The sequence below is a fragment of the Cobetia sp. PS-4MA genome (assembly GCF_057670765.1).
Map to the genome: position 1 here is coordinate 1,095,191 of NZ_CM173107.1, position 24,694 is coordinate 1,119,884.

The 24,694-nt window shown below is 62.4% G+C and carries 19 protein-coding genes; 7 read left to right on the forward strand and 12 right to left on the reverse strand.

All coding sequences use genetic code 11. The annotated features are described in order from the left end of the window. Positions 1 to 54: 54 nt before the first annotated feature. The 4 genes from AC26AR_RS04690 to AC26AR_RS04705 form a co-directional block, all read right to left on the reverse strand. Positions 55 to 1,254 (reverse strand): MFS transporter, encoded by a 1,200-nt coding sequence (locus AC26AR_RS04690; RefSeq protein ID WP_176492966.1) that lies wholly within the window; start codon positions 1,252 to 1,254, stop codon positions 55 to 57. A 263-nt stretch (positions 1,255 to 1,517) separates the two neighbouring features. Then, positions 1,518 to 2,138, reverse strand: coding sequence for a hypothetical protein (locus AC26AR_RS04695; RefSeq protein ID WP_488107636.1), 621 nt, complete (start codon positions 2,136 to 2,138; stop codon positions 1,518 to 1,520). Positions 2,139 to 2,357: 219 nt separating this feature from the next. Then, positions 2,358 to 2,972 carry a CBS domain-containing protein gene (locus AC26AR_RS04700; protein ID WP_065392490.1) on the reverse strand — a complete coding sequence of 205 codons (615 nt, stop codon included), beginning with the start codon at positions 2,970 to 2,972 and terminating at the stop codon, positions 2,358 to 2,360. 475 nt (positions 2,973 to 3,447) lie between these two features. Continuing rightward, the gene (locus AC26AR_RS04705) at positions 3,448 to 3,948 is read right to left on the reverse strand and encodes a hypothetical protein (RefSeq protein ID WP_077372220.1); all 501 of its coding nucleotides are present in this window, start codon (positions 3,946 to 3,948) and stop codon (positions 3,448 to 3,450) included. 686 nt (positions 3,949 to 4,634) lie between these two features. Here AC26AR_RS04705 and AC26AR_RS04710 point away from each other — a divergent pair. The 3 genes from AC26AR_RS04710 to AC26AR_RS04720 all read left to right on the forward strand — a co-directional run bounded on the left by AC26AR_RS04710 (position 4,635) and on the right by AC26AR_RS04720 (position 7,493). After that, a complete protein-coding gene (locus AC26AR_RS04710) occupies positions 4,635 to 5,939 on the forward strand; it encodes a GGDEF domain-containing protein (protein ID WP_169477169.1) in 1,305 nt (434 codons plus the stop codon). Positions 5,940 to 6,036: 97 nt separating this feature from the next. Beyond that, the gene (locus tag AC26AR_RS04715) at positions 6,037 to 6,645 is read left to right on the forward strand and encodes a hypothetical protein (RefSeq protein ID WP_488107637.1); all 609 of its coding nucleotides are present in this window, start codon (positions 6,037 to 6,039) and stop codon (positions 6,643 to 6,645) included. A 308-nt stretch (positions 6,646 to 6,953) separates the two neighbouring features. After that, the gene (locus tag AC26AR_RS04720) at positions 6,954 to 7,493 is read left to right on the forward strand and encodes a glycine zipper 2TM domain-containing protein (RefSeq protein ID WP_488107638.1); all 540 of its coding nucleotides are present in this window, start codon (positions 6,954 to 6,956) and stop codon (positions 7,491 to 7,493) included. Between the two features lie 191 nt (positions 7,494 to 7,684). On the opposite strand, the gene AC26AR_RS04725 is transcribed toward AC26AR_RS04720, so the two are convergent. The 8 genes from AC26AR_RS04725 to AC26AR_RS04760 all read right to left on the reverse strand — a co-directional run bounded on the left by AC26AR_RS04725 (position 7,685) and on the right by AC26AR_RS04760 (position 19,954). Then, positions 7,685 to 8,266: a PqiC family protein gene (locus AC26AR_RS04725; protein ID WP_205632708.1), complete on the reverse strand. Its 582-nt coding sequence runs from the start codon at positions 8,264 to 8,266 to the stop codon at positions 7,685 to 7,687. Between the two features lie 125 nt (positions 8,267 to 8,391). Then, complete coding sequence (pqiB, locus tag AC26AR_RS04730; protein ID WP_488107639.1) at positions 8,392 to 10,026, reverse strand: intermembrane transport protein PqiB; 1,635 nt, start codon at positions 10,024 to 10,026, stop codon at positions 8,392 to 8,394. After that, positions 10,023 to 11,450 (reverse strand): paraquat-inducible protein A, encoded by a 1,428-nt coding sequence (locus AC26AR_RS04735; RefSeq protein WP_084209107.1) that lies wholly within the window; start codon positions 11,448 to 11,450, stop codon positions 10,023 to 10,025. Before AC26AR_RS04735 ends, pqiB begins: the two co-directional genes overlap by 4 nt. A 309-nt stretch (positions 11,451 to 11,759) precedes the next feature. After that, positions 11,760 to 14,891: an efflux RND transporter permease subunit gene (locus tag AC26AR_RS04740; protein WP_417331559.1), complete on the reverse strand. Its 3,132-nt coding sequence runs from the start codon at positions 14,889 to 14,891 to the stop codon at positions 11,760 to 11,762. 103 nt (positions 14,892 to 14,994) lie between these two features. Continuing rightward, positions 14,995 to 16,290 (reverse strand): efflux RND transporter periplasmic adaptor subunit, encoded by a 1,296-nt coding sequence (locus AC26AR_RS04745; RefSeq protein WP_176492972.1) that lies wholly within the window; start codon positions 16,288 to 16,290, stop codon positions 14,995 to 14,997. 430 nt (positions 16,291 to 16,720) lie between these two features. Further along, a complete protein-coding gene (locus tag AC26AR_RS04750) occupies positions 16,721 to 17,905 on the reverse strand; it encodes an ArsA family ATPase (protein WP_488107640.1) in 1,185 nt (394 codons plus the stop codon). Beyond that, positions 17,896 to 18,216: a cory-CC-star protein gene (locus tag AC26AR_RS04755; protein ID WP_205700460.1), complete on the reverse strand. Its 321-nt coding sequence runs from the start codon at positions 18,214 to 18,216 to the stop codon at positions 17,896 to 17,898. The genes AC26AR_RS04750 and AC26AR_RS04755 overlap by 10 nt, the downstream gene beginning before the upstream one ends. After that, positions 18,206 to 19,954 (reverse strand): carbon starvation CstA family protein, encoded by a 1,749-nt coding sequence (locus tag AC26AR_RS04760; protein WP_077372250.1) that lies wholly within the window; start codon positions 19,952 to 19,954, stop codon positions 18,206 to 18,208. The genes AC26AR_RS04755 and AC26AR_RS04760 overlap by 11 nt, the downstream gene beginning before the upstream one ends. A 397-nt stretch (positions 19,955 to 20,351) precedes the next feature. On the opposite strand from AC26AR_RS04760, the gene coxB reads away from it, so the two are divergent. The 4 genes from coxB to AC26AR_RS04780 are packed head-to-tail and all read left to right on the forward strand — an operon-like array spanning position 20,352 to position 24,685. Further along, a complete protein-coding gene (coxB, locus tag AC26AR_RS04765) occupies positions 20,352 to 21,512 on the forward strand; it encodes a cytochrome c oxidase subunit II (protein WP_488107641.1) in 1,161 nt (386 codons plus the stop codon). Positions 21,513 to 21,542: 30 nt separating this feature from the next. Then, positions 21,543 to 23,207, forward strand: a complete 1,665-nt coding sequence (ctaD, locus tag AC26AR_RS04770; protein WP_488107642.1) for a cytochrome c oxidase subunit I — start codon at positions 21,543 to 21,545, stop codon at positions 23,205 to 23,207. 27 nt (positions 23,208 to 23,234) lie between these two features. Continuing rightward, the gene (locus AC26AR_RS04775) at positions 23,235 to 23,828 is read left to right on the forward strand and encodes a cytochrome c oxidase assembly protein (RefSeq protein ID WP_077372256.1); all 594 of its coding nucleotides are present in this window, start codon (positions 23,235 to 23,237) and stop codon (positions 23,826 to 23,828) included. Further along, a complete protein-coding gene (locus AC26AR_RS04780; RefSeq protein ID WP_488107643.1) occupies positions 23,825 to 24,685 on the forward strand; it encodes a cytochrome c oxidase subunit 3 in 861 nt (286 codons plus the stop codon). Before AC26AR_RS04775 ends, AC26AR_RS04780 begins: the two co-directional genes overlap by 4 nt. The last annotated feature ends 9 nt before the right edge of the window (positions 24,686 to 24,694 follow it).

Sequence of the window (24,694 nt, forward strand, 5' to 3'; positions counted from 1 at the left end):
CGCTTGGGCAAAACGGCGGGGCAGGGAAGAGATGAAGAATGCGCAGCAGAGGACTCAGCCGTCGATGACCTCAGGGCTTCCATCATCGCGCAGACAGATGCGCTGACGTCTCCCGACCTTGAGACCCAGCGCTGCGGCGGCGATGAGAATCAGCGCGAACAGCGAGGCGATCACGTCAAGGTCATTGGTGAATTCAAGCAGTATGCCCACCGCCAGCGGGCCGAGCGCCGCCAGCATGTAGCCGGTGCCTTGCGCCATTCCCGACAGCGCCCCGGCCAGGCGAGCGTCGTTGCTGCGCAGTACCAGCAAGGTCAGCGCCATCGAGAAGCTGCCTCCTTGACCAAAGCCCAGCAGTACGGCGAACAGCCAGCGCAGTGACAGCGGGCCGACCATCAGGCCGAGCAAGCCGACCGCCGAACAGGCAAGCAGCAGCAGGATGGCGGGACGCTGATCCCGTCCCATGCGCCCGATCACCGGCGCCAGCAGGGCAGTGAGTACCTGGGCCATCACCGAGGCGGCCATCAGCCAGCCGGCCTCGACATCGCTCAAGCCACGTTGTTGCAACAGAAACGGAAGCCAGCCGAAGACGATATACGCCAGTGATGACTGGCAGCCCATGAAGAAGGTGATCTGTCGTGCCAGTGGCAGGTGCCACAGGCGTGGCGCGTCATGTTGGCCGGCCGGCAGGCGCCGAGGCCAGGGGTGCGGCATGCTCAGACGCCAGACCGGTAGGGCGATCACCACCAGCAATGCCCAGCAGCTCAAAGAGGCCTGCCAGCTGTCCAGCCAGTTGGCCAGCGGCACACTGAGCCCTGCGGCAAGGGCGGCGCCAAGGCATAGCGCCATGGTGTAGACACCGGTGAACAGGTCAGCGCGCTCGGGATGTTCGCGCTTGACGATGGCGGGCAACAGGGTGCCCGCGATACCGATACTGCCGCCGCACAGCAAGGTCCCCAGATAGAGAAGGAGGGTCAGGTCGCTGGCACGCAGCCACAAGGCGATTCCCAGGGTGACAAGCGCCAGGCTCAAGGTACGCTCCGCCCCCAGTCGCCCCGCCAGGCGTGGTGCCAGTGGCGCGAACAGTCCCAGGCATATCACCGGCAGAGTCGTCAGCAGGCCGGCGGCCAGTGTGCTCAGGCCAAGGTCCTGCGTGATGCGATCCAGCAGGGGAGCCAGCGAGGACAGCGCCGGTCGTAGATTGAGGGCGACCAGTATCAGGATGAGCAGAAACAGCGGGACGGACATTCGGCGCATGAGGCAGGCCTATCCTGAAGTGAAGGAGAGTCATGAATACGCGGGCGGACAGGGGCAGTGAACCTCCTGAACGCTTGGACAGTTCTGCGAGAATACCGTCATCCTCCGGCACTGTCTTGCGGGTTCCGACCAATATGCAATACCCATGATACAAGGCACGCCTTGCAATGAACGACCTGCCATTCACGATCTGGCATCCACGACGCAAGACGCCCAGCAGGGGCTGGGCGTCTTGCGAGATAAGGCGGGTTGCAGAGAGGGGCTCAGTATTTCGGCTCGAGCTCCAGCTCGCGAGCCCCGGGGTAGAGCTCAAGCGGTGTCTTGCGTGGCGTGGTGCCAGTTCCCTGCCCTTGCTGCCCGGTACGTGACCTGGTGTCACCGTTGCGCCATGAGGAAAGCGGCGACGTGCGATCAGGCGAGACGCTGCTGGTCGACGAGGCAGCGGGACGACGCAGCGCCTTGGCACGAATCAGGGACATGTCCTCGGTACTCAGCAGCAGGCCCTGCTGGGTACGCTCGATCTTCAACAGGCCCTTGAAGTGCCAGCAGCGCATCGGGGTATGGGCGACGCGGTAGCGGTGGCCCTCCACCTCCAGCGATACGGCTTCCCTGGGACGGCAGCCTCGAGGGTGAAGCTGTACCTCTTCCAGCAACACCAGACGATTGAAGTCCTGGGGGTGAAGGACCTGGTTGCCTTCATGCATGCGCACCGGGAAGGCGTGGTTGTCGCGGGACAGTTCACGTCGCTTGTGGTTGACGCTGCCAGACCCTTCCAGGACACCCACGCCACAGACGTGCAACAGTTCGCCGTCGATCTGCTTGATGACAAGCACCTCGACGTGGCGTTGCTTGAACAGTTGATTACGCAATGAGCTCAAGGGCATGGCGGGAATCCTCTCTGGCAGCTTCTGGCCTCTTTTCAGTGGCGGGTCGCCAGACGGGTTGGATGGCGTTGAAGCGATATCTGTCGACTATATCATACGCCGTCCTGTCGAGGATTTCCTGAATCCAGCGCCCTGGCGCAGTGATCTATGCAACCTGTCGCTGGATTCATGGGCGTCTTTGATGACAAGGGCTGAGGCGTCTGGTGCCAAGTGCTCATGTCATTCGTACTTGCCAAGTACCGCCCGGCAGATGTCGGCAAAGCTGCGGGCTTCCGGGGGATGCTCAAGGTGGAGCCCGAGGGCCTGCCCGACACGAGATGCCGCGATCAAACCACGGATGCAGGGGTGGCCATCGCTGTCCTCTTCCGTGACCAGCAGGTGGGATTCTCCGCTCTGACGCAGGGTCTCGACCAGATCGCCCACCCTGGCGCGCTTGAGCACTGACAGGGCAATGCCGTGCAGCTCGGCGCGTGGCACCTGCACCATGTCGACGGTGACTTCATCACGCTGCACATCGAAGCGTGTCATGGCCCGCATCACCACGCGCCCGCCCTGCAGCTCGCGGGAGGTGACGACGCCGGTGAAGGTGCCGTCGTGATCATGCACCAGCAGAAGACGCACGCCTGCCTGTTTCATGGTCGCCAGCGCCTGACCGATGGAGGCGCTTCCCTGGATGCTGCGACCCGCGGTCACCGAGAAATCGGTCAGCAGTTCGCTGGCGGGGCTGTCCATGTTGATGTCGCCCAGAGGCTGGAGAGGCAGGCGTGAGGTGGTGACCTGTTCAAGCGGTTTCACTTCGAGGGTGTGATAGGCAGATGGGGCGATGGCATTCATGGAATGACTCCGATACTTGATGAACGATGAGCGTCTGCAAGATGAGAGTCACGCTGATCAAGGGAGTTTCCTGCACCGGGAGTAACGGCTTGTTGCTGTTGTCGCAACCACTGATGCAAGGCCCCGCTCGAGAGGCGGGCGTGTGACTGGCGCGCGGAAAGACGCCTGTCTGGCAGCAGACCGGCAGGATGGGGCAGAGGCGAAGTGACTGGCGAGAAAGCCTGATGGGGCGGGGGTGTGAAAGATCCTGCGCTGAATGACAGCCGGATGTGACAAGGCACGGCGTCCTCCCGGATCAGGAATCACGTCGTGCCTTGTTCATGCAGAGGGCAGTGAGCTCATCACCGTGTCAGCAGGCCCAGCTGTTGTTCCGGATTGGCAACAATGCGCCGCTGGCTCCGTTTCAGAGCCCTCATGTCGAAGCCCTTATGCCAAGCCCTCATGTCAGAGCCCTGATGCCAGCATGCTCACGGCATCACAGCCACTCTTTCAAGTCGCCGCGCACCGAGTCCAGGAAGGTGATGAAGTCCGTCTGACCCTCACCATCGCAGCGATCGACCTTGCAGGCGAGCTTCATGCGAGTCCCAGCCACGATCTCGTCATAGACCTCCAGCGTCAGCTTCTCCACCTCGGCATCGGCAGGCTCCCGCTCGCCATCTGCCAGACTGAAGGTGGTGATCAGCGTGCCACGCAGACGGGTAGTGCCGCCTTCGGCGACGATACGGCGGACTTTCAGCCAACCTTCGCGCACCAGGACATCCCCCTGGGCATCCTTGTGCTTGTAGATCGTGCGGTAGCAGGCGTTTTCCGAGGCACCCTTGGCCGCCATGCTCTGGTAGGCCTGAATCATGCGGGTCGCCATGGTGCCGGCTTCGGCAATCTTGCGACGGGCAGCACGGTGTTCGCGCTCGAGACGATCCTGCTTGGAGAAACGCTGCCACAGGTGGAAATCGCGCGTCAGAGTGGTCGCGTCCATTGAATACTCTCTTGTTGCATGAAGGCCGTTGCCCCCTGGCGGGGGAAACGGGCAAGGATGGTGGCGGGAGGCAGGACCTTGTGGTCGTGCTGCTCCGGCCCGGCAGTCAGGCGTATCACTGATGGCCCTCATCATCCCTAATCCGAAGGGCGCTGCCAAGGCAAGCGTCGCCGCGCATGAGCGTCGAGCATTGCGCGGCCCCGTGGCATCCACCGTGGTTGATGCGCCATGCAGCCTCACCGGATAATGGGCCGCATTCGATGCGCGGCCAGGTCATGTCGAGGGGGATGGACATCGTGCGGAAGAGGGATGGCATTTGAGGTGGGCGGCATCGGATTGCGGCGCCTGTCGGCGAGACGTGATCAGGCTGGCTGTCATGCAGGAGTATCAGGCTGCCATTTGCAGGTGATGGCACCTCACTCACACTCTTGCCTGAAATCTTCTACGAGATGTGGCCCCTGGCGCAAACGCCAACAACGAAGACTTGGCACGTCCATATGCCTTTCCCGCGTCAAACGGCGACGTTATGTCACGTTATGCCCCCTTTCCTGCATGCCTTGAATGACGCGCATGGACTGTCGCCATCACGTTTCACACTCGAACGTGAGGTAGACTGGGAGCATTCAGACGGTATGAGATTCTCACACGGGACACATGGAAGGTGTCAGTTCAAAGAGGAAGGAATCATGGCGAAACCTGATCGCCGTCGGGCCGGGGAGAGGACCGGTCTGGCTGGGGTGAAGTGGCGTTGGCCGGCTCCAGGAGGGCTGGCTGAGCGGCATGCCGGGCTCTATCAATTGTTCATGTGGTGCTACATCAGTGCGCTGGGTTGCCACATCGGCTATTTCGCCCTGCTCAGCATGCAGCCCTACCCGCAGCCCGTCGTCGCCCAGGTGGTCGGGACCTTGCTCACCGTGGCTTCCATCATCCTGCATCGCAGGGGACACCTGCAGACCGCGTTGCTGCTGCTGGTCGTGCCGGTATCGCTCAAGGCGTCATGGTGGGAGCACCAGTTCGGCGTGGGTGCGGGATTCGAGTACTACCACATCCTGTCGATCTTCTTCATCTGCATCGCGCCGATGGCGCGGATCACGCGTCTCCTGACCAGTGGCGGCCTGCTGATCTTCTATCTGATCGCCCAATCCCTGCCGGGGCCTGTCTACATCGGCTCCTATGAGTTCATGGCCACGGCCAGCATCGTCAATCTCGTGATCTGTGTCACCTTCATCGGCCTGGTGGCCATCGAGATGGGGTGGGAATCCGAGCGGCGCGAGAAGCGCTATCTGCGGGAATTGCGCCATGATCAGCTGACGGGGGCCCTCTCGCGGCTTGCGCTCAGGGAGGAGGGCGCACGCATGCTTCAGGAGGACGGGCTGGGGGTGTTGATGATCGACGTGGATCACTTCAAGACGATCAATGACACGCATGGGCACGCCAGCGGTGACGATGTGCTGGTGGAGCTGACACGCCGTCTGAGTCATCACCTGCGCGGCAGTGATCTGCTCTGTCGCCAGGGGGGCGAGGAGTTCGTGGCATTGTGCCCCAGCAATGATCGCCAAGGGTTGCGACACGCGGCCGACCGGCTGCTGCAGTCCATCAACGGACGCGCCTTCGTATTGAACAATGGCAAGCTGCTGCGGGTCACGGTCAGTATCGGCGTGGCCCAGGGAGGGCCGGCCACGGCAGCCGAGTCCTTGCTGCCGGAGCTGATCCGTCGTGCGGACCAGGCGATGTATCGCGCCAAGCGTACCGGTCGCAATCGGGTGGTGACGGCCTGGGACATGCTGGATGAACCCCGCAGCCAGACCGACGCGGCCGATATCCCGGCGACAGCACAAGCCACCGCCCCGATGCCGAGTCCTGCGTCATCCTCGTCAGAGATGCGTCTCTGTGTGGAGGGCTCCCAGCGCGAGACGCGACAGCAGGACACTCACGGCGAAGGTAGCTCCCATGTCGCTGGGACTGGATGCTATGGCTACAAACGTCCTTGAATCGCACCGCTCCCGATGACGGTCGCGCCACTTCCATGGCCGTGCCCGGGCAGCCCGGTGGCAAGACCCTTTCTGCGTATTCCGGAGATTGAGATTGATGATCGATACGAGTGGTGGACGCGCGGGGCGTCTCTGGCAGTGCCTGTTCATGACCGCAGCCTTGTTGACGGCAGAGATGACACTGGCGGCTCCTACAACGACGCAGGACGGTGATGTGAATGCCGGCCAGGCCAGTGCCGCCGCGCCAGCTGTGGCGCCGGCCCTGCCAACGGCTGCCAAGGCCGGCAACAGCATCTATCGCTGCATGCTCGACGGTGTCCCCACCTGGCAGCAGCAGCCCTGTCATCAAGGGGATGCGCCGGTGGCGCTGGATGACTCCCTGACGGTGGTACCCGCTGCGCAAGGCGGGCCGGCAGATCTGGAGGAAGACGCCACCGCGGAGCGTCTCGAGCGCGAAAAGCAGCGGACTCTGGCGGCCCGTCAGGAGAGTCAGCGCCAATACCGGATTCGCTCGGCCATCGATGATGGCTATCTGGTGGAAGGCATGAGTGAGTCTCAGGCGGTGTCCTTGCTGGGCAAGCCCAGTGATGTCAGCGAGACCATCGCCGACAATCAGTCATGCCGCCTGCTCAGCTGGTGGGGAGATGTTCGTGTCCAGTTCTGCAATGACGAAGCTGTCTCCATCACCGCGACGCAGCGGGACTGACGACCTGAATCCCTGCTGGAAGGGGGCTGAGCATGCCTGGCCGCTTGCGTCATTCGAATCGGGTCCGGATATTCAGTTGTTTAGAATATCTGCATAATAGCGGCATCTTCTAGCGTCGATGCGCCGTTATCGGGCTGGTTGTTGCTTTCTTGAGACAGCCGGGTGGTGAAGTTGCCACATTACCGAGTTTATCGAACAGTGTTAGATTACTCTCCGAACGCAGCGGCACGCCCCTCAAGTGTTATCCAGGGGCATGGCTGACTGGCCGACGAGCCAGGCTGCAACACTATTCGGTGAGGAGAACACGCATGAACAAGTCCATCCTGATTGGCGCGATCGTTGCTGCACTGGGCATTGGTGGTGGAGTGGCGATCGGCAGCTATACGGCCAGCAACTCAGGCCCTGAATACGCCGATATCGTGGCGGTGGATGCGGTGACGGAAACCGTGACCACCCCGCGTCAGGTATGCCACAACGAGACCGTGACCCATCAGGCGCCCAGCAAGGATACCCACAATGTCGTCGGCACGGCCGTCGGTGCGATCGTCGGAGGCGTGGTGGGCAATCAATTCGGCGGTGGCAACGGCAAGAAGGTATTGACCGCCGCTGGAGCCGTGGGGGGGGGCTATGCCGGCAACCAGATCCAGGGACAGATGAAGAAGGGCGATACCTACACCACGACCGAGCAGCGCTGCGAGACAGTGCAGGATGCCAGCGACAAGGTGGTGGGTTATGACGTCAAGGTCGACATGGGCGACGAGACTCGCACCGTGCGTCTTGAAGACAAGCCGGACGTGGAGCGCTTCGAGATTCGTGACGGTGAGCTGGTACTGCCACAGCAGGGCTGAGGCCAGATAGCCGAGCGGTCAGGCGTAGACGAAGAGCGTCGACAGGCGCGGCTCGATGAGTTCTCTCAAACGTTTCCCTCGATCGCTCTGCGCAATAGTCGCCAGACCAGAAGACCCCCGACGGAATCCGTCGGGGGTCTTCTGGTTTCTGGGCATCATACCGTGCCCCGTTCTGTCAGCCTGTCAGACCGTCAGCTGGCACCTGCCGTGGCCGGCAATGCCTTGGCGATCTCACGTGCCAACTGCTCGCCGGTCACACGCCAGCCTTCGCCCAGGCTGTTGACCAGTGCCGGATAGCCGTCATCCGTCAGTGGAGTCAGCGTCTGGATGTCGCCTTCCTCCAGCACGCTGCCATCCACGCCGCGCAGGCGCCAGCGACCGGTGATGACGGACTGGCCATCATGGCGACCGATGAAGCGATCCAGGCTGACGCTCAGGCGGGCACCCTTCAATCCGCTCAGGCTGGTATCCGCGATACGGTACTGGCTCAGCGGCTGGGCGGGGCTGGCTTTCAGCTGGTTCAGCAGCTGGCGGGTCAGCATGTCCTGCAGGTCATCGGCCCACAGGTTCTGGCTGGCCTGTACCAGGGTGATGTCGTCCGTCTGATAGACCAGACTGCCGCCTTCCAGATAGCTGGCCAGTTGCACCGGCATCACTTCCAGCAGGGGTGCATCGGCGGCAACGCTGCGCTGGGCAGCGGTCTGTGTCGTCTGTGGCAGCAGGTAAGCGCCACCAGTGGCGGCGGTCGTGCAACCCGCCAGTGTGCCGAGCATCAACAAACCTGCCATCAGGCCGCCGAAGCGGCCCTTGTGCGACGTTGAAGTGCGCGGTGAGGCAGACGCGCTGCACGCTTGCGGCATGGCTGCCGTGCGGGTCGAGAGACTCATGGCTGTTGTCATCATTGGGCCCTCGGAATCGGATCACGGGTCGTCGGTTTGTCGAAGATCAGGCTTGAGGGATTCTTCTCCAGCGTGTCGAGCAGCGGCTCGGCCTTCTTGAGCACGCGGTCCAGGCGCTCGAGGTCTCCCTCCAGCTTGCGATAGGCAGAAGACTCCGGTGTCAGGCCATCCAGGGTGCGATTGAGGTTGTCGAGGCTGGTGCTGATGTCGCTCGGCAGCTTCTGTACCTCATCGGAACCCAGCAGGGCATCGACATGGCCGGCGGTCTTGTCGAGACGCTTCACCAGGCTCTCGGAGGCTGACAGGGTCTTGTTGAGACTGCCCAGTACCGGCTCGATGTCCAGGCCATTGAGCTTGTCGAGCAGCGCATTGAGCTTGGCTTCCATCTGCGCGAGGCCGCCTGACACGCTGGGCATGACCTCGATGTCATCGAAGGTATCGGTCTTGTACGGCGGTGGATTGTCATAGAAGTCCAGGTCGACGAACAAGGCACCGGTCAGCAGGTTGCCGGACTTGAGCGTCGCGCGCAGACCACGCTTGAACAGTCGCTCCAGTCGCTTCTCCCACTGCTTGACGCCTTCATCATCGACCTGACCCTCGAGGCGTTCCGGTTCGATGCGAATCAGCACGGGAATCTCGAAGCTGGAGAGCGTGCGTACCCGCTGATGGGTCAGGCGGTAGGGCACGCTGACCACCGTGCCCAGTCGCACGCCGCGGAATTCTACCGGTGCGCCACGCGACAGGCCGCGCACGGTGTCGTCGACCATGATCACGTAGTCGATGGCCTGATGGAAGCTGCCTTCACGGGCCTCTTCCTGATCGGAATACAGGGTGAAGGAGGTGTTCTCCACCACAGGGCGGCCACGCGGCAGGTCCTCGGGAATGCCGAAGGCGACCCCGCCGCTCAGCACGCTTTCCAGTGACCCCACGTCCACCTGAAGCCCCTGGGAGTCCAGGCGCAGGCTGACACCGCTGGTGGACCAGAAGCGCGTGGTCGAGGTCACCAGCTCGTTGTAGGGCGAGTCGATGTACAGGGTGTAATGCATTTCCTTCTCGCTGGGGCGGAACTCGCTGGATTCCACGCGCCCCACGACGAAGCCCTCGTAGGTCACGGGGTCGCCATCGGACAGCACGCTGCCATCATTGCTGGTCAGGTCGATGCGCAGCCCCTTGGCGTCCTGGGTCGTGACCGGAGGTTGCTCCAGCGCCACGAAGTGGTCGGCTTCCTCGCGACTGTCGCCGGGCTGCAGCTGGATGTAGGCGCCTGACAGTACGGTATTCAGACCGCTGATGCCTTCGCGTCCGATACGCGGCTTGACCACCCACAGACGCGTGTCCTCATTGAGCATGCGCTCGCTGTCCTTGGACATGCGTGCCGTGACGATGGTCTTGTCGAGGTTGTCCGACAGGCGTACGGATTCGACCTTGCCGACCTCGACGTTACGGGTCTTGATCAGTGTCTTGCCGGCCTCGATGCCTTCTGCCGTCTCCATCTCGATGGTGATCTGCGGGCCACGGCTGGCGATGTTGTGCCACACCATCCAGGCACCGATCAGCAATGCCACGATCGGGACGATCCAGATCGGCGAAAGACGGCGTCGGCTTTCACGACGCGCACGAGAGTCATCACTCATAGGTCATCCTGTGACGGTGAATCGATAGGGGAGGAAGCGGGGGAGACCTCACGTTCCTTGCTTGCCTGGAGAAGGCCGCTGGTCGCGACTCGCGCCTCCTGTGGCGTATCCCAGACAAGACGTGGATCAAAGCTCTGGGCGGACAGCATCGTGAGCACCACCACGCTGGCAAAGGACAGCGCTGCCGGCCCCGGGTGCACTGACATCAGGGCGCCCAGCTGGATCAATGCCGCCAGCAGCGCCACCACGAAGACGTCGACCATCGACCAGCGGCCGATGTACTCGGTGATGCGATAGAGCGTGACGCGCGCGCGGGCATGCTGGACCTGCGGGCGTTGCGCACTGAGACACAGCCAGGCGATGGCGATCATCTTGGAGGCCGGCACCAGGATGCTGGCAATGAAGATGACCATCGCGATGGGCCAGTCTCCGTGGGACCACAGCACCACGATACCGCCGGCGATGGTCTGCGGGTCGCTCTCGCCCAGACTCACGGTACTCATGATCGGGAAGAGGTTGGCCGGCAGATACAGTATCAGCGCCGCGATCAACCACGCCCAGGTGCGTTGCAGACTATGTGTCTTGCGCTGATGGACCGGGTCGCCGCAGCGCCGGCAGTTGACGTGCTGGTCCTGCGTGCATTCATTGATCAACCCGCAGCTGTGACAGCTGCCCAGCCCCTGCAGCGCGGCCCCCAGCCCCGGTCTGGCTGTCTCCGGGGCCGGCGGCTCGCCCGCCAGAGCGAACCACATGCGATCACCGTCGATGCTGGCCAGGGTCTTGGTCATCAGCAGGGCGAAGGCACAGAAGGCCCAGAACGACGGGCCGAAGCTGATATCGGCCATGCCGGCGATCTTGACCAGACTCACCATCACGCCCACAAGGAAGACATCGGCCATCATCCAGGGGCGCAGATGGCTGAGCGTTCTGGCAATGCCGCGAATGCCGGGCAACGCCACCTTCAGGCCGATGGCCGTGTGGGTGTAGATCACCCCGATCAGGTAGAGCGCCGGCAGCAGCACGATGGTCAGAATCAGCAGCACCGCCAGCGACGGATACGACTCTGCCGTCAGCGCCGCTGGCGTGTCCACCAGACTGAGGCTGGCGGAGATGCCGCGGGTGGCAAAGGCGATGAACTCGAAGGGCAGCGTCAGCCCCAGCATCACCAGGCACGCCGTCGCCAGTGCCAGGGTGCGCTGGACGGAATGGGCGTGGCGTTGGGCGAAGAGATGATCACAGCGTGGGCAGCGCGCCCGCTCGCCGGTCTTGAGCGCCGGAAGGGCCACGACCAGGTCACAGCATTCGCATGCGCGAAGTCGCCGCCGTGAGACGCTGCGCGTGACAGGCGCGAACAGTGTCGGCGGGTCACGTCTTTCCAGGGTATGGCGCGCAAGACGACGCAAGGCAGCTAGAGGACGAGGCATGTCTCTCCTGAATGAAGGGGCGCGTTGGCGCCATGCCGGATGAAGGCGAGTGGCGAGAATGACGAGGGCGAAGTCCGGGTGACTGGCGCCTGCCCCGGCGGCAGGCAAACACTGTTCGATACCTGCATGATGCCGCAAAACTCGCCTCGCACTCAATGCCCGCCAATGCGAAGCATCGCTCACGAGACATCACGGGCACCCGTGCCGTCATCGATCCACCGGACGCATGAACCGACACGCCGCCCGGAGAAGGCGGCGTGCAGGGCCATCACGCGAGGTGACGGCAATGAGGAAGCGTGCGATCAATGCTCAGACAAGATCGTCTTCCTGGCTTGCGGCTTCATGGGCCCGCTTGAGCTCTTTCGGCTCCCCGAACACGCGGCGAACCACCACATAGCAGACCGGCACCAGGAAGATCGCCAGTACCGTGGCCGAGATCATCCCGCCGATCACGCCGTTGCCGATGGCATGACGGCTGGCCGCACCGGCACCGGTCGAGATGGCCAGTGGCACGGCCCCCAGGGTGAAGGCCATGGAGGTCATCAGGATCGGGCGCAGACGCATGCGTACCGCTTCCATGGTGGCGTCGATCAGTGAGCGGCCCTGGACCTCGAGGTCCTTGGCGAATTCGACGATCAGGATCGCATTCTTCGCCGAGAGCCCGATGGTGGTCACCAGGCCGACCTGGAAGTAGACGTCATTATCCAGGCCACGCAGCCAGGTGGCGAGCAGGGCGCCGAGGACCCCCAGCGGGACGACCAGCATGACGGAGAACGGAATGCTCCAGCTCTCGTAGAGCGCGGCCAGACACAGGAAGACGAAGACCAGCGAGATGGCATACAGATAAGGAGCCATGCCGCCACTCTGGGATTCCTGCAGTGAAATGCCCGTCCATTCCAGCGCGACGCCATTATCGAGCTGGCCGACCATGTCTTCCATGGCCTGCATGGCCTGACCGGTGGAGTAACCCGGTGCCGCCTGACCCAACAGTTCCATCGAGGAGACGCCATTGTAGCGTTCCAGCTGCGGAGACCCATAGGTCCACTCACCGTGGATGAAGGCGTTCAGTGGCACCATCTCACCAGAGGTGTTGCGGACGTACCACTTCTTGAGATCTTCCGGCTGCATGCGTGCGCTGGCTTCTGCCTGCACGTAGACCTTCTTGGTGCGGCCGTTGTCGAGGAAGTCATTGACATAGCTCGAGCCCCACGCCGTGGAGAGAGTCGAGTAGACCTCTGACAACGAGACACCCATCGCTGTCGCCTTGAGCTCGTCGATGTTGAGCGTGAACTGCGGGCTGTCCTCCAGACCATTGGGACGCAGGCCGGTCACGGCTGGATTCTGAGCTGCCATTCCCAGCAGTTGATTGCGTGCATTGGTCAGCGCTTCATGGCCGATACCCCCTCGGTCCACCAGCATCATGTCGAAACCGCTGGCGTTGCCCAGTTCCATGATCGGTGGCGGGTTGATGGCGAAGACCACGGCTTCCTTCAAGGTGTTGAAGTAGTTCTGAGCTTGTCCGACCACGCTGAAGGAGTCACGAGTACGTTCATCCCAGGGTTTGAGGTTGATGAACGCCAGGCCCATGTTCTGGCCTTGGCCGGCGAAACTGAAGCCGGCGACGTCGAACATTTCCTGAACGGCATCTTCCTGGTCGACGAGGAAGTGATGCTCGACCTTTTCCAGCGTCTCGAGCGTCTGTTCCTGAGTGGAGCCCACCGGCAGGATGACCTGATTGAACAGATAGCCCTGGTCTTCATCGGGCAGGAAGCCCGTGGAGATGCGAGTGAACAGTACCCCGCAGCCGACCACGATCAAGGCGTAGACCAGCATGGAACGGCCAGTGCGCTTGAGCATGCCACTGACGCCTTTCTGGTAGCGCGCGTTGGAGCGGTCGAAGACCCGGTTGAACAGCCCGAAGAAGCCGGTGGTCTTCTCCTTGGTCGGCTTCAGCAACGTGGCGCACAGGGCCGGTGTCAGGATCAACGCCACCAGCACGGACAACGTCATGGCCGAGACGATGGTCACCGAGAATTGACGGAAGATTGCCCCTGTGGTGCCGGGGAAGAAGGCCATCGGGATGAACACGGAAGACAGCACGAGACCGATGCCGACCAGAGCGCCGGTGATCTGTCCCATTGACTTGCGCGTCGCCTCGAGCGGCGAGAGCTTTTCCTCATGCATCACGCGCTCGACGTTCTCCACCACCACGATCGCATCGTCGACCAGCAGCCCGATCGCCAACACCATGGCGAACATCGTCAGGGTATTGATGGAGAAGCCCATCACTTCCAGCACCCCGAAGGTGCCCAGCAGAACGACCGGGACGGCGATGGTGGGGATAAGCGTGGCACGGAAGTTCTGCAGGAACAGAAGCATTACCAGGAAGACCAGCGCCACGGCTTCCAGCAGCGTCATCACCACTTCTTCAATGGAAATCTTGACGAAGGGCGAGGTGTCGTAAGGTACCTTGAAGCTCATGCCCGGGGGGAAGTAGTCGGACAGCTCACCGAGACGATCCTTGACGGCTTGTACGGTGTCCAGTGCGTTGGCACCCGAGGCGAGCTTGATGCCCAGCCCTGCAGCAGGCTTGCCATTGTAGCGGCTGACGGTGCTGTAGCTTTCCGCCCCTTTCTCGACACGGCCGACATCGCGCAGATAGACCTGAGAGCCATCTTCCTGTGTCTTGAGCAGAATGTTGCCGAACTGTTCCGGTGTCTCGAAGAGTGTCTGAGCCACGATGGTAGCGTTGAGCTGCTGACCCTTCACTGCCGGCAGGTTGCCAAGCTGGCCCGAGGCGATCTGGTTGTTCTGCGTGCTGATGGCCGTGGTGACATCGCTGGTGGTCAGCTTGAAGTTGTTGAGCTTCTGCGGGTCAAGCCAGACGCGCATGGCCCCCGGTGCGCCGAACAGTTGAGTTTCGCCCACGCCCTGAACGCGAGCTACCTCGTCCTGAATATCGGAGGCGACATAGTCGGTCAATTGCTGTTTGGTCATGCTGCCATCGTCAGAGACGAAAGCTGCCACCATCAGAAAGCTACCGGACGATTTGGTGACCGAGACACCCTGGTTCTGGACGGATTGCGGCAGGCGCGGGGTAGCCAGCTGCAGCTTGTTCTGCACCTGCACCTGAGCGATGTCGGGATCGGTGCCAGTGTCAAAGCTCAGCTCGATGCTGGCATTGCCCTGGGAGTCTGAACTCGAACTCATGTACAGCAGATTGTCGATGCCGTTCATCTGCTGCTCGATGACCTGAGTCACCGTATCTTCTACCGTCTGGGCTGAAGCGCCGGAGTAGGTGGCCTGAATGGTAATGCTGGTCGGGGCCAGCGAGGGATATTGCTCGATCGGCAGCTTGAGGATACTGAAGATACCCCCCAGCATCACGATGATGGCGAGCACCCAGGCGAAGATAGGGCGATCGATGAAGAATCTGACCATGACGTTTGAGGCTCCTGGAACGTCGTTCGGGACGTGCCGCCAGTCAGGCGTGATACGCATAGCTCAGTGACTGGCGACAGTGGCGCGAAAAGAGGCGGCAGGCTTACTGGCGATTGCCAGTCCCGGCCGGTTCACTTTCCGAGGAGTCGCTGACCGCAGTCTCGGACTGAGCCGAGCCATTCTGGTCAGTGCTCGTCTCGTTGGCAGCGATCTCGACCGTGGCACCCGGCTTGATCTTCTGCAGTCCGCTGACAATGACCTTGTCATTGTTGTCGAGGCCATTGGTCACCAGCCACTGATTGTCGATGGCCTGACCGATCACTACCTGCTTGGCTTCGACCTTGTTGTCAGCATTGACCGTCATCACGCTCGCATTGCCTTTGCTGTCACGACTCACGGCTTTCTGCGGAACCAGAATGGCATCCCTGGCCACCGTCTCCGTCAGGCGGGCACGCACGAACATGCCGGGCAACAACAGCTCGTCCTCGTTGGGGAACAGAGCGCGCAGCGTGACCATGCCGGTACCTTCATCGACGGTGATATCCGCAAACTGCAACTTGCCCTGAGTGCCGTATACGCTGCCATCTTCCATTACCAGTTCCACCGATGCTTGAGCCGGTGCTGCGGCGGCATCGCGATTCTCGGCCAATTCACGCTTGAGGCGCAGAACTTCGGTAGCGGACTGGGTCACGTCAACATAGATGGGGTCGAGCCGCTGGACCGTTGCCAGGCTGGTGTCCTGGCTTGCCGTGACCAATGCGCCCTTGGTGACGCTCGACTTGCCGATACGACCGCTGATGGGGGCCTTCACCACGCTGTAATCCAGATTGATCTGGGCGCTGGTTAGGGCAGCCTTGGCAGAGGCGACATCGGCGCGATCCTCGCCGACGGTCGCCACGGCATCATCATAATCCTGTTGGCTGACCATCTTGCGTGCCACGAGGTTCTTGAAGCGCTTGGCCTTGAGGCTGGAGGTGTTGAGGCTCGCCTCGGCACGCGCCAGACTCGCCTTGGCGCTCTCGACATCGGCGCGATAGGTGCGTGAATCAATGTGATAAAGCGCCTGCCCCTCCTTGACGTCACTGCCTTCGGTGAAGTCACGCGATTCGATGATGCCTCCCACCTGCGGACGTACTTCAGCGATCTGATAGGCGCGCGTGCGGCCCGGCAGCTCGGTGGTGATAGGCACATCCTGCGTGGTGACGGTAATGACATCGACCTGAGCGGCCTGGCTTGCACCTGCGGAGGGGCCTTGGGCAGCCTCTTCCTTGTCGCCGCTACAACCGGCCAACAGGGCACCGATCAGCAGCAGGCTTGCCGGAAGCAAGCCAAGGCGGCGGGCATTGACGGCCAAGGGTTGTCTCTGCAGGCGGGGTAGACGGAGGGAAGTCGGGGCCATGGAGCGTCCTTTACGAAGTTCAGGGGCTGAGGTGCGTTTCAATCGTCACACCCTGGCCCGCCGCGGGTGCGGCACGCCAAGGCAATGGTGTCATGATGAGAAAAATATTTAGCCAGCTATTCTATCGGAATGGCGAGGCGGCTGTATGGTTGTTTTGTGCAGTTATTGCGCATCGTGCTGCAACAGATTGTTGCCAGGTGATCAGCACCTTATGTTCAGGCTTGCATGATCCTGGCAATACCTTTCTCTTGCCATCATGTGGATCGTTCTCATGCATTGCCCCACTCTAGCTTCGTGAGACATGAGGCGGTGACAGCCCATCCTATGCGTCAATGGTGCATAAGTTAGCAGATAGAGGTGTATGAATGCTGAATCACTGCGCACCGGGAAGAAATTTTGCCCGAAGGGCGTGGCGCGGTGATCGAGCATCTCATTCAGGGAGGCAGTGCCAGGAAGGTGTCGATGAGGAGTTGTGAGACCACGGGCGGAACGACGAGAGTGCCGTGATCAGGGGACCGAGGCTCTCCCTGTCTTCCGGCAGGCGTGACTGACGTGACAGGCGCAGGCAGGGGCGATCAGCGAAGGCGTTCTCCAGTCTGGCCGCCCACTGGAACTGCTGCTCACGCCAGCTCGTGATCCAGTCGGCCTGTGCTTCCCCGGAGGAGGGCGAGCTTGCGCCCGACACCTCTGACGGGGCATCCGGCAGGCATTGGTTGATGATCAGGCCGCCGACGCAGAGCCCATGGCTTTCCAGTGCCTCGCGCGTACGGAGCGTCTCCAGACAGGGCAGCTTCTCTGGCGTACTGACCAGGATGACGCGCGCCCGGCTGGCATCCGTCAGGCACCGACGCAGCGCTTTGTAGCGGGTACGACGTTGCTCCAGCGCTTCGCTGATCGGGTCTTCGGGGGCAGAAGATCCGGTCTCGCTGGCGGTGGCTGTCTGCTGGCTGTCCAGCCACAGGCTGCGCTCCGCGACGGCTCGCCGGCGCTGGCCCAGCATGCCTTCCAGCCAGCCGCCCAGCACCTCCGGCAAGCTCAGCAGTCGGATGGTATGCCCGCTGGGAGCCGTATCGAACAGGATGTGTCGATACGATGAGCTGTCCGGTGCCAGTGGGGCCGGCGGGGTAAGGATGATCTCGACCAGCGCATCGAAGAGCGCCGCTTCACTGGTGCCCGGTGCATGGCGTGCGAGTGCCAGCTGGCGCATCACCGTGGCGCTGCGCTCTCCGCTGACCAGTGGCGCGATGCGTTGGCGTACCTCCTCGAGATAGCGCTCGCACTCCTGTTCGGGGTCCAGCTCCATCACATCCAGGCACGCCGCGATGGCGCGCGGTCTGCCTCCCAGATCTTCGAACAGATCGCCCAGATTGTGCGCCGGGTCCGTCGACACCAGCAGTGTCGGCTCGCCTTTCTCTGCCAGCGCCAATGCCTGCGCCGCCGCGCAGCTGGTCTTGCCGACACCGCCCTTGCCACCGAAGAACCAGATCTCGGGGCGGGGGGCGGCGCCTTCCTCTTGGGTATCACGCACCCTGCCGGGGTCGGAGCGGCCTTCGGCTGCATGCGTGCGTCGGGTCCCATCCTGTCGGCGACGCCGCCTGAGCCAGTTCAGCAGCATTTGATCCCTTCCAGCGGTGAATGCTCAAGCCCCTGGCGCAGGTGCCAGTCGTGCATGCGCTCCAGCATCAGCGGCAGCATTTCCAGTGAGACGGCGGGTGCCGGATTGGGGATACCCATCAGCTCGGCGAAGCTCATCATCATGAAGATGTCTTCCTCCTCGCGGGCGAGCTGCGCCAGGTCACGTTGCTGATTGACGCGCAGCATGGCCTCCCAGCCATCCCGCAGCCCTGCGGCACCTGTCAGCAGGCGCCTCGTCAGTCCGGGGTGTCGTGGCGAGCGCGCCATGCGGGAGTCGTCATCAGCTCTCATGGGCGCTCACCTGGGCGGGGGCTTTCAGGCTGCGGCTGGCCTCCAGCAGAATCCACAGCGCGAATACCATGATCAGGCTGCCGAAGGTGAACAGCAGCCATTGCGGGTCGTTGCTGCCCATGCCGGACCAGTCCAGGACTACCTGCTGCACCATCGCCCACAGGGTCATGATCATCAGGAAGACCATCGGAGCCAGGGTGTAGATCACCGGGCGTCCCTGACGCTTGAGCCAGACCGAGATCAGCATCAGCGAGATCCCTGCCAGCAGCTGGTTGCTGGTCCCGAACAGCGGCCACAGCAGATAGCCGCCGGAACCGAAGCCCTTGGGCCCCTGCGGCAGGATGACCAGCGCGGCGCTGGAGATGACCGCGATGCTGGTCGCGACGTGCTTGTGGCTGAGTGCCGGCATGCCGTACTCGCTGCCCAGCTCCGCGATGATGTAGCGCATCAGACGTACCGCGGAATCCAGTGTGGTGGCCGCGAAACTCACCACGATGACCGCCACCAGGGTACTGCCGATGCTGGCCGGCAGGCCAAGGTGCGAGATCAGCTGTCCTGCACCCTCCACGAAGCTGGAGAGCCCGTTGGCACCGGCGGCGGCGAAGCTTGAATAGGTGGCGGTGAAATCGGCCTGGGTCCCGAAGAGGGTCGCTACCGCGATGATGGAAATCAGCGCCAGCATGCCTTCGCCCAGTGCGCCGGTGTAGCCGATCATGCGTGCATCCGGCTCATGGGCAAGCTGCTTGGAGGTGGTCCCCGAGGCGACCAGTCCATGGAAGCCCGAGATCGCGCCGCAGGCGATGGTGATGAACAGCAGCGGATAGAAGGACATCTCGGCTTCGGTGTTGTAGGCCGGCGCCGTGAGATGTGGGCCGCCCACGGCGAGCCCCAGATACAGCAGCACCAGCCCGACCACCAGCTGATGGGAATTGATGGTGTCGCGCGGTTGCAGCAGCTTCCACACCGGCAGCACCGAGGCGATGTAGACATAGGCCATCAGCACGACGATCCACACCAGGAAGGCACTGGAGATCGGTGAGAGGCCGAACAGCAAGGTGCCATCCTCGCCGCCTGCCATGGCGGTGAAGGTGCCGGCCAGATCAATCTGCAAGAATTCGTACTGGCCGGCCAGCAGGGCAGCGGCATACATCACCAGCAGCGCCAGTATCGAGGGCAACAGCATCTTGCCGCCACGCCGATAGACACGATGGCCGATCCAGACCGCCAGCGGAATCTGGATGAGCACTGACAGCACGCTGGCCGGGAAGTTGATGAACAGGTTGGCGATTACCCAGGCGAACACCGCGTTCAGCATCAGCACCAGAATCAGGATGATGAACAGGAACAACAGCTTGGCGCGCTTGCCGATCAGCTTGTCCGCCAGCGTGCCGATGGACTGGCCTCGGTGACGCGCCGATAGCGTCAAGGTGCCGAAGTCATGGACTCCTGCGGCAAACAGGCTGCCCAGCACGACCCACAGCACCGCCGGCAGCCAGCCCCAGTAGACGGCGATCGCCGGCCCGACGATGGGCGCTGCACCGGCGACCGAGGTGAAGTGGTGGCCCCAGAGTATCCAGCGATTGGTCGGCAGGTAGTCGGTGTCATCGCGCAGTGCATGGGCAGGAGTCACGTAATCGGGGTCGAGACGGAAGATGCGTTCCGCCAGAAAGCGCGAGTAGAAGCGATAACCGATGGCAAAGGCGAGACAGCCGAACAGGGCGAGCCAGATGGCGTTCATGGGGCGTTCCAGTAGGCGTGTGAGTGGGGCGACGGCAGTGCATGGCGTGTCATCGGCGTGACGCTAACATCTATATTTGCGCATATAACTTCGCCATTGGTCGCCCCGGGCTGACCCGACGTGGACCCTGTCTGCAAGCGCAGGCAAGCAGGTGGAATGCGCGCGGTGCGTGGAGACATCGCGGAAGTCGCCCGGGGCCCTGCCGGCGCTTGTCTGGTGGAACCGCGTAGCCGCTGTTGCACTTCCTCGCCTTGCGACCAAGGAGTATCAGTGGGTTGATCCACGCGACCTTGTGTTCCGCCCAGCTCTTCTATACTCCAAGCAAGTCGGAGCACAGGGAGTCGCTCATTGCCGTCATCCGGATGAGGCTCTCGATAACAATGACAAGGAGGCGCCGATGTCGTGGATCGCGGAATGCCTTTCCCGTGTCACCGCACTCCGGTGGCGGCGCTTGTGGCGCCCGATGACGGCGGTGTCACTGATGGGGCTCGTTCCCGCGGCATGGGGAGTCGAATACAACATGCCGGTCGGCGTCACGGCCGTCAGTCGCGAGATCCACTCCCTGCACATGATCATCTTCTGGATCTGTGTGGTCATCGGGATCGTGGTGTTCGGTGTGATGGGGTACGCGATGGTCAAGCATCGCAAGTCGCGTGGTGCGGTCGCGGCCAGCTTCCACGAGAACACCCGCATCGAGATTCTATGGACCGCCATCCCGTTGCTGATCCTGGTGGTGATGGCAGTTCCCGCCACCGCCACCCTCAAGGACATGTACGACGCCTCCGAATCGGCGCTTGACGTGAAGATCACCGGGCACCAATGGCGCTGGCAATATGAGTATCTGGGCGAGGATGTCGCCTTCACCTCAAGTCTCGCGACCCCGCGCGAGCAGATCAACAACACCGCCGCCAAGGGCGAGCATTACCTGCTGGAAGTCGACAATCCGCTGGTGCTGCCCATCAATCGCAAGGTGCGCTTCCTGACGACGTCCTCCGATGTCATCCACTCCTGGTGGGTGCCGGACTTCGGCGTCAAGAAGGACGCCATCCCCGGCTTCATCAACGAGGCCTGGACCCGCATCGAGACACCCGGCACCTATCGCGGCCAATGCACCGAGCTGTGCGGCAAGGACCACGGTTTCATGCCGGTGGTGGTCGAGGCGCTGCCGGAGGCCGAATTCGACGAGTGGCTGATCGCACGCAAGGCCGAGGCCGAAGCGTCACGCAATGATGCCGGACGCGACTGGAGTCTCGAGGAGTTGATGGAGAAGGGCGAGAAGACCTACGCCACCATCTGCTCCGCCTGTCACCAGCCGGACGGCCAGGGCATGCCCCCGGCATTCCCCTCATTGGTGGGGAGTGCCATCGTCACGCAGGACATGCAGGCGCACATCGATATCGTGGTGAACGGCAAGGCAGGCACGCCCATGGCGGCCTTCGCCGATGTGCTCAGTCCGGTCGAGCTGGCGGCTGTCATCACCTATGAGCGCAATGCCTGGGGCAACGATACCGGCGAGCTGGTACAGCCAGCCGTCATCAAGGAACAGCTGTCTCAATAGCGTGCAAGCGACGCATTCAGGAGGCGTGTCATGGCCAGTGAACAGCCACGCAAGGCGGTACTTCAGGCCAGCGAGAGCGAGGGGACCGCCGGCGGCTATTCCGCAGGCGGCTCCCATGCGGGAGGAGGCCATGGCACCGCGCCGCGCGGCATGCTGCGCTGGCTATTGACCACCAACCACAAGGATATCGGCACGCTCTATCTGATCTTCTCGCTGAGCATGCTGTTCATCGGCGGCATCATGGCACTGGTGATCCGTACCGAGCTCTTTCAGCCCGGCCTGCAGATGGTGCAGCCGGAGTTCTTCAACCAGATGACCACCATGCATGGGCTGATCATGGTGTTCGGTGCCATCATGCCGGCCTTCACGGGACTGGCCAACTGGATGATTCCGCTGCAGATCGGCGCCCCTGACATGGCGCTTCCGCGTCTCAACAACTTCAGCTTCTGGCTGTTGCCGGTCGCCTTCCTGCTGCTGCTTTCCACCCTGTTGATGGAGGGCGGGGGGCCCAACTTCGGCTGGACCTTCTACGCACCGCTTTCCACCACCTATGCGCCGCCCTCGACCAGCTTCTTCATCTTCTCGCTACACATCGCCGGCATCAGCTCGATTCTCGGCGCCATCAACATCATCGCCACCATCCTCAATCTGCGTGCGCCGGGCATGCGCCTGATGGACATGCCGCTGTTCGTCTGGACCTGGCTGATCACCGCTTTCCTGCTGATCGCGGTGATGCCGGTGCTGGCGGGTGCCATCACCATGATGCTGTTCGACATCAACTTCGGCACCAGCTACTTCAATGCCGCAGGCGGGGGAGACCCGGTGCTGTTCCAGCATCTGTTCTGGTTCTTCGGCCATCCCGAGGTCTACATCATGATCCTGCCGGCCTTCGGGATCGTGTCCGCCATCGTGCCGACCTTCTCGCGCAAGCGATTGTTCGGCTACGCCTCGATGGTCTACGCCACCGGCTCCATCGCCATCATGTCCTTCCTGGTCTGGGCGCATCACATGTTCGCCGTCGGCCTGCCATTGGTGGCGGAACTGTTCTTCATGTACACGACGATGCTGATCGCGGTGCCGACCGGCGTGAAGGTCTTCAACTGGATCGCCACCATGTTCCGTGGCTCCTTAAGCTTCGAGCCCCCGATGCTGTTTGCCATCGCCTTCATCGTCCAGTTCACCATCGGCGGCTTCTCGGGGTTGATGCTGGCCATCGCGCCAGCGGATTTCCAGTATCACGACACCTATTTCGTGGTGGCCCATTTCCATTACGTGCTGGTGCCCGGCGCGTTGTTCGCGATTCTCGCCGGGGCCTATTACTGGCTACCCAAGTGGACCGGCTTCTATCCCCACGAGGGGCTCTCGAAATGGCATTTCTGGATGTCGGTCATCGGCGTCAATCTCACCTTCTTCCCGATGCACTTCTCGGGGCTGGCCGGCATGCCACGGCGCATTCCGGATTACGCGCTGCAATTCGCCGACTTCAACATGCTGTCCAGTATCGGGGCCTTCCTGTTCGGTATCTCGCAGCTGCTGTTCCTGGTCGTGATCATCAAGTGCGCGCGCGGCGGTGTCAGGGCGCCAGCCAAGGCCTGGGAAGGGGCGGTGGATCTTGAGTGGAGCGTGCCAAGCCCGGCACCGCTGCATACCTTCGAGATACCGCCGCAGACCCGCGATGGTCAGATCATCCGCTGAGCGATAGCCAGTGGCCAGGAGAGTGACATGTCCTCACGCGATCACGCAGCACAGCAACAGGCGGTGGCACGTACCGTGCGGCGCACGCTGCTGGCGCTGGTCGGGATGCTGGGCTTCGCCTTCGCGCTGGTGCCGCTCTATGACGTCTTCTGCAATCTCACGGGCCTCAATGGCAAGGCCGCCAGTCAGGCCAGGGCTGCGGTGGCCATGGAGATCGACGAAAGCCGTTGGGTCTCGGTGCGCTTCATCACCCAGCAGGGACAGGGTCTGCCCTGGACACTCGAGGCGCTGGATGAGCAGTTCCGCATTCATCCCGGCGGCCAGTACCGCGCGCGCTTCGTGTTCACCAATCACGCCGATCATCCGGTGCGTGGTCGTGCGGTCCCCAGCGTCAGTCCTGCCGAGGGCTCGCTGCATCTGCGCAAGATCATGTGTTTCTGCTTTCAGGAACAGACGCTGGCGGCGGGAGAGCGGCGCGAGTTGCCGCTGGTCTTCCAGGTGGACCCGGATCTCCCCGAGGGCATTCGCGACCTGACGCTGGCCTATACCCTTTACCCGGTCACGATGCCGTCGATGCCGGCGGGCGACCTGGCAGAGAACTCTGCAGGAGGTGAACGATGAGCGGTGGCAGCTATTACGTTCCGGCACACAGTGCCTGGCCCATCCTCGGTGTGCTGGCCGTGGGTGGGATGATGATCGGCACGGGAATCTGGATGGTGCATGGCAGCGCCGCCTGGTTGTCAGGCATCGGCATGCTGGCCGTGGTGCTGGTGATGGCAGGATGGTTTCGCGATGTCGTTCGCGAGTCGATGGGCGGCCTTTACGACGATCAGATGGACCGCTCGTTTCGTTGGGGCATGGCGTGGTTCATCTTCTCTGAACTGATGTTCTTCGCTGCCTTCTTCGGCGCGTTGTTCTACGTACGAACTTTCGCGTTGCCATGGCTGGATGGTGAGGGTGCCAAGGGCGTGACGGCGCTGTTGTGGCCTGATTTCACGGCCAGCTGGCCCTTGATGAATCCGCCGGATGCCAGCATTGCCGGACCGAAGGAGGTGCTGTCCCCCTGGCAGTTGCCGCTGGCCAATACGCTGCTGCTGGTCAGTTCCAGTGTCACCCTGACGGTGGCCCATGAGGCGCTGAAGATGGGATATCGCCGCACGGCGCGCAACTGGCTGGCGGGTACCGTGGCGCTTGGGGTGTGCTTCCTGCTGTTGCAGGGGCTCGAATATTACGAGGCCTGGCATCACCTGGGGCTGACGCTTCAAGCCGGTGTCTATGGCGGTACCTTCTTCCTGCTGACCGGCTTTCATGGCCTGCATGTCACCATCGGCACCGTGATCCTGATCGTGATGCTGGTTCGGGTGATTCGCGGTCATTTTTCCCGCGAGCGCCATTTCGCCTTCGAGGCGGCAGCCTGGTATTGGCACTTCGTCGATGCGGTGTGGATCGGCCTGTTTCTGTTCGTCTACGTGTTCTGAGGCAGGCCG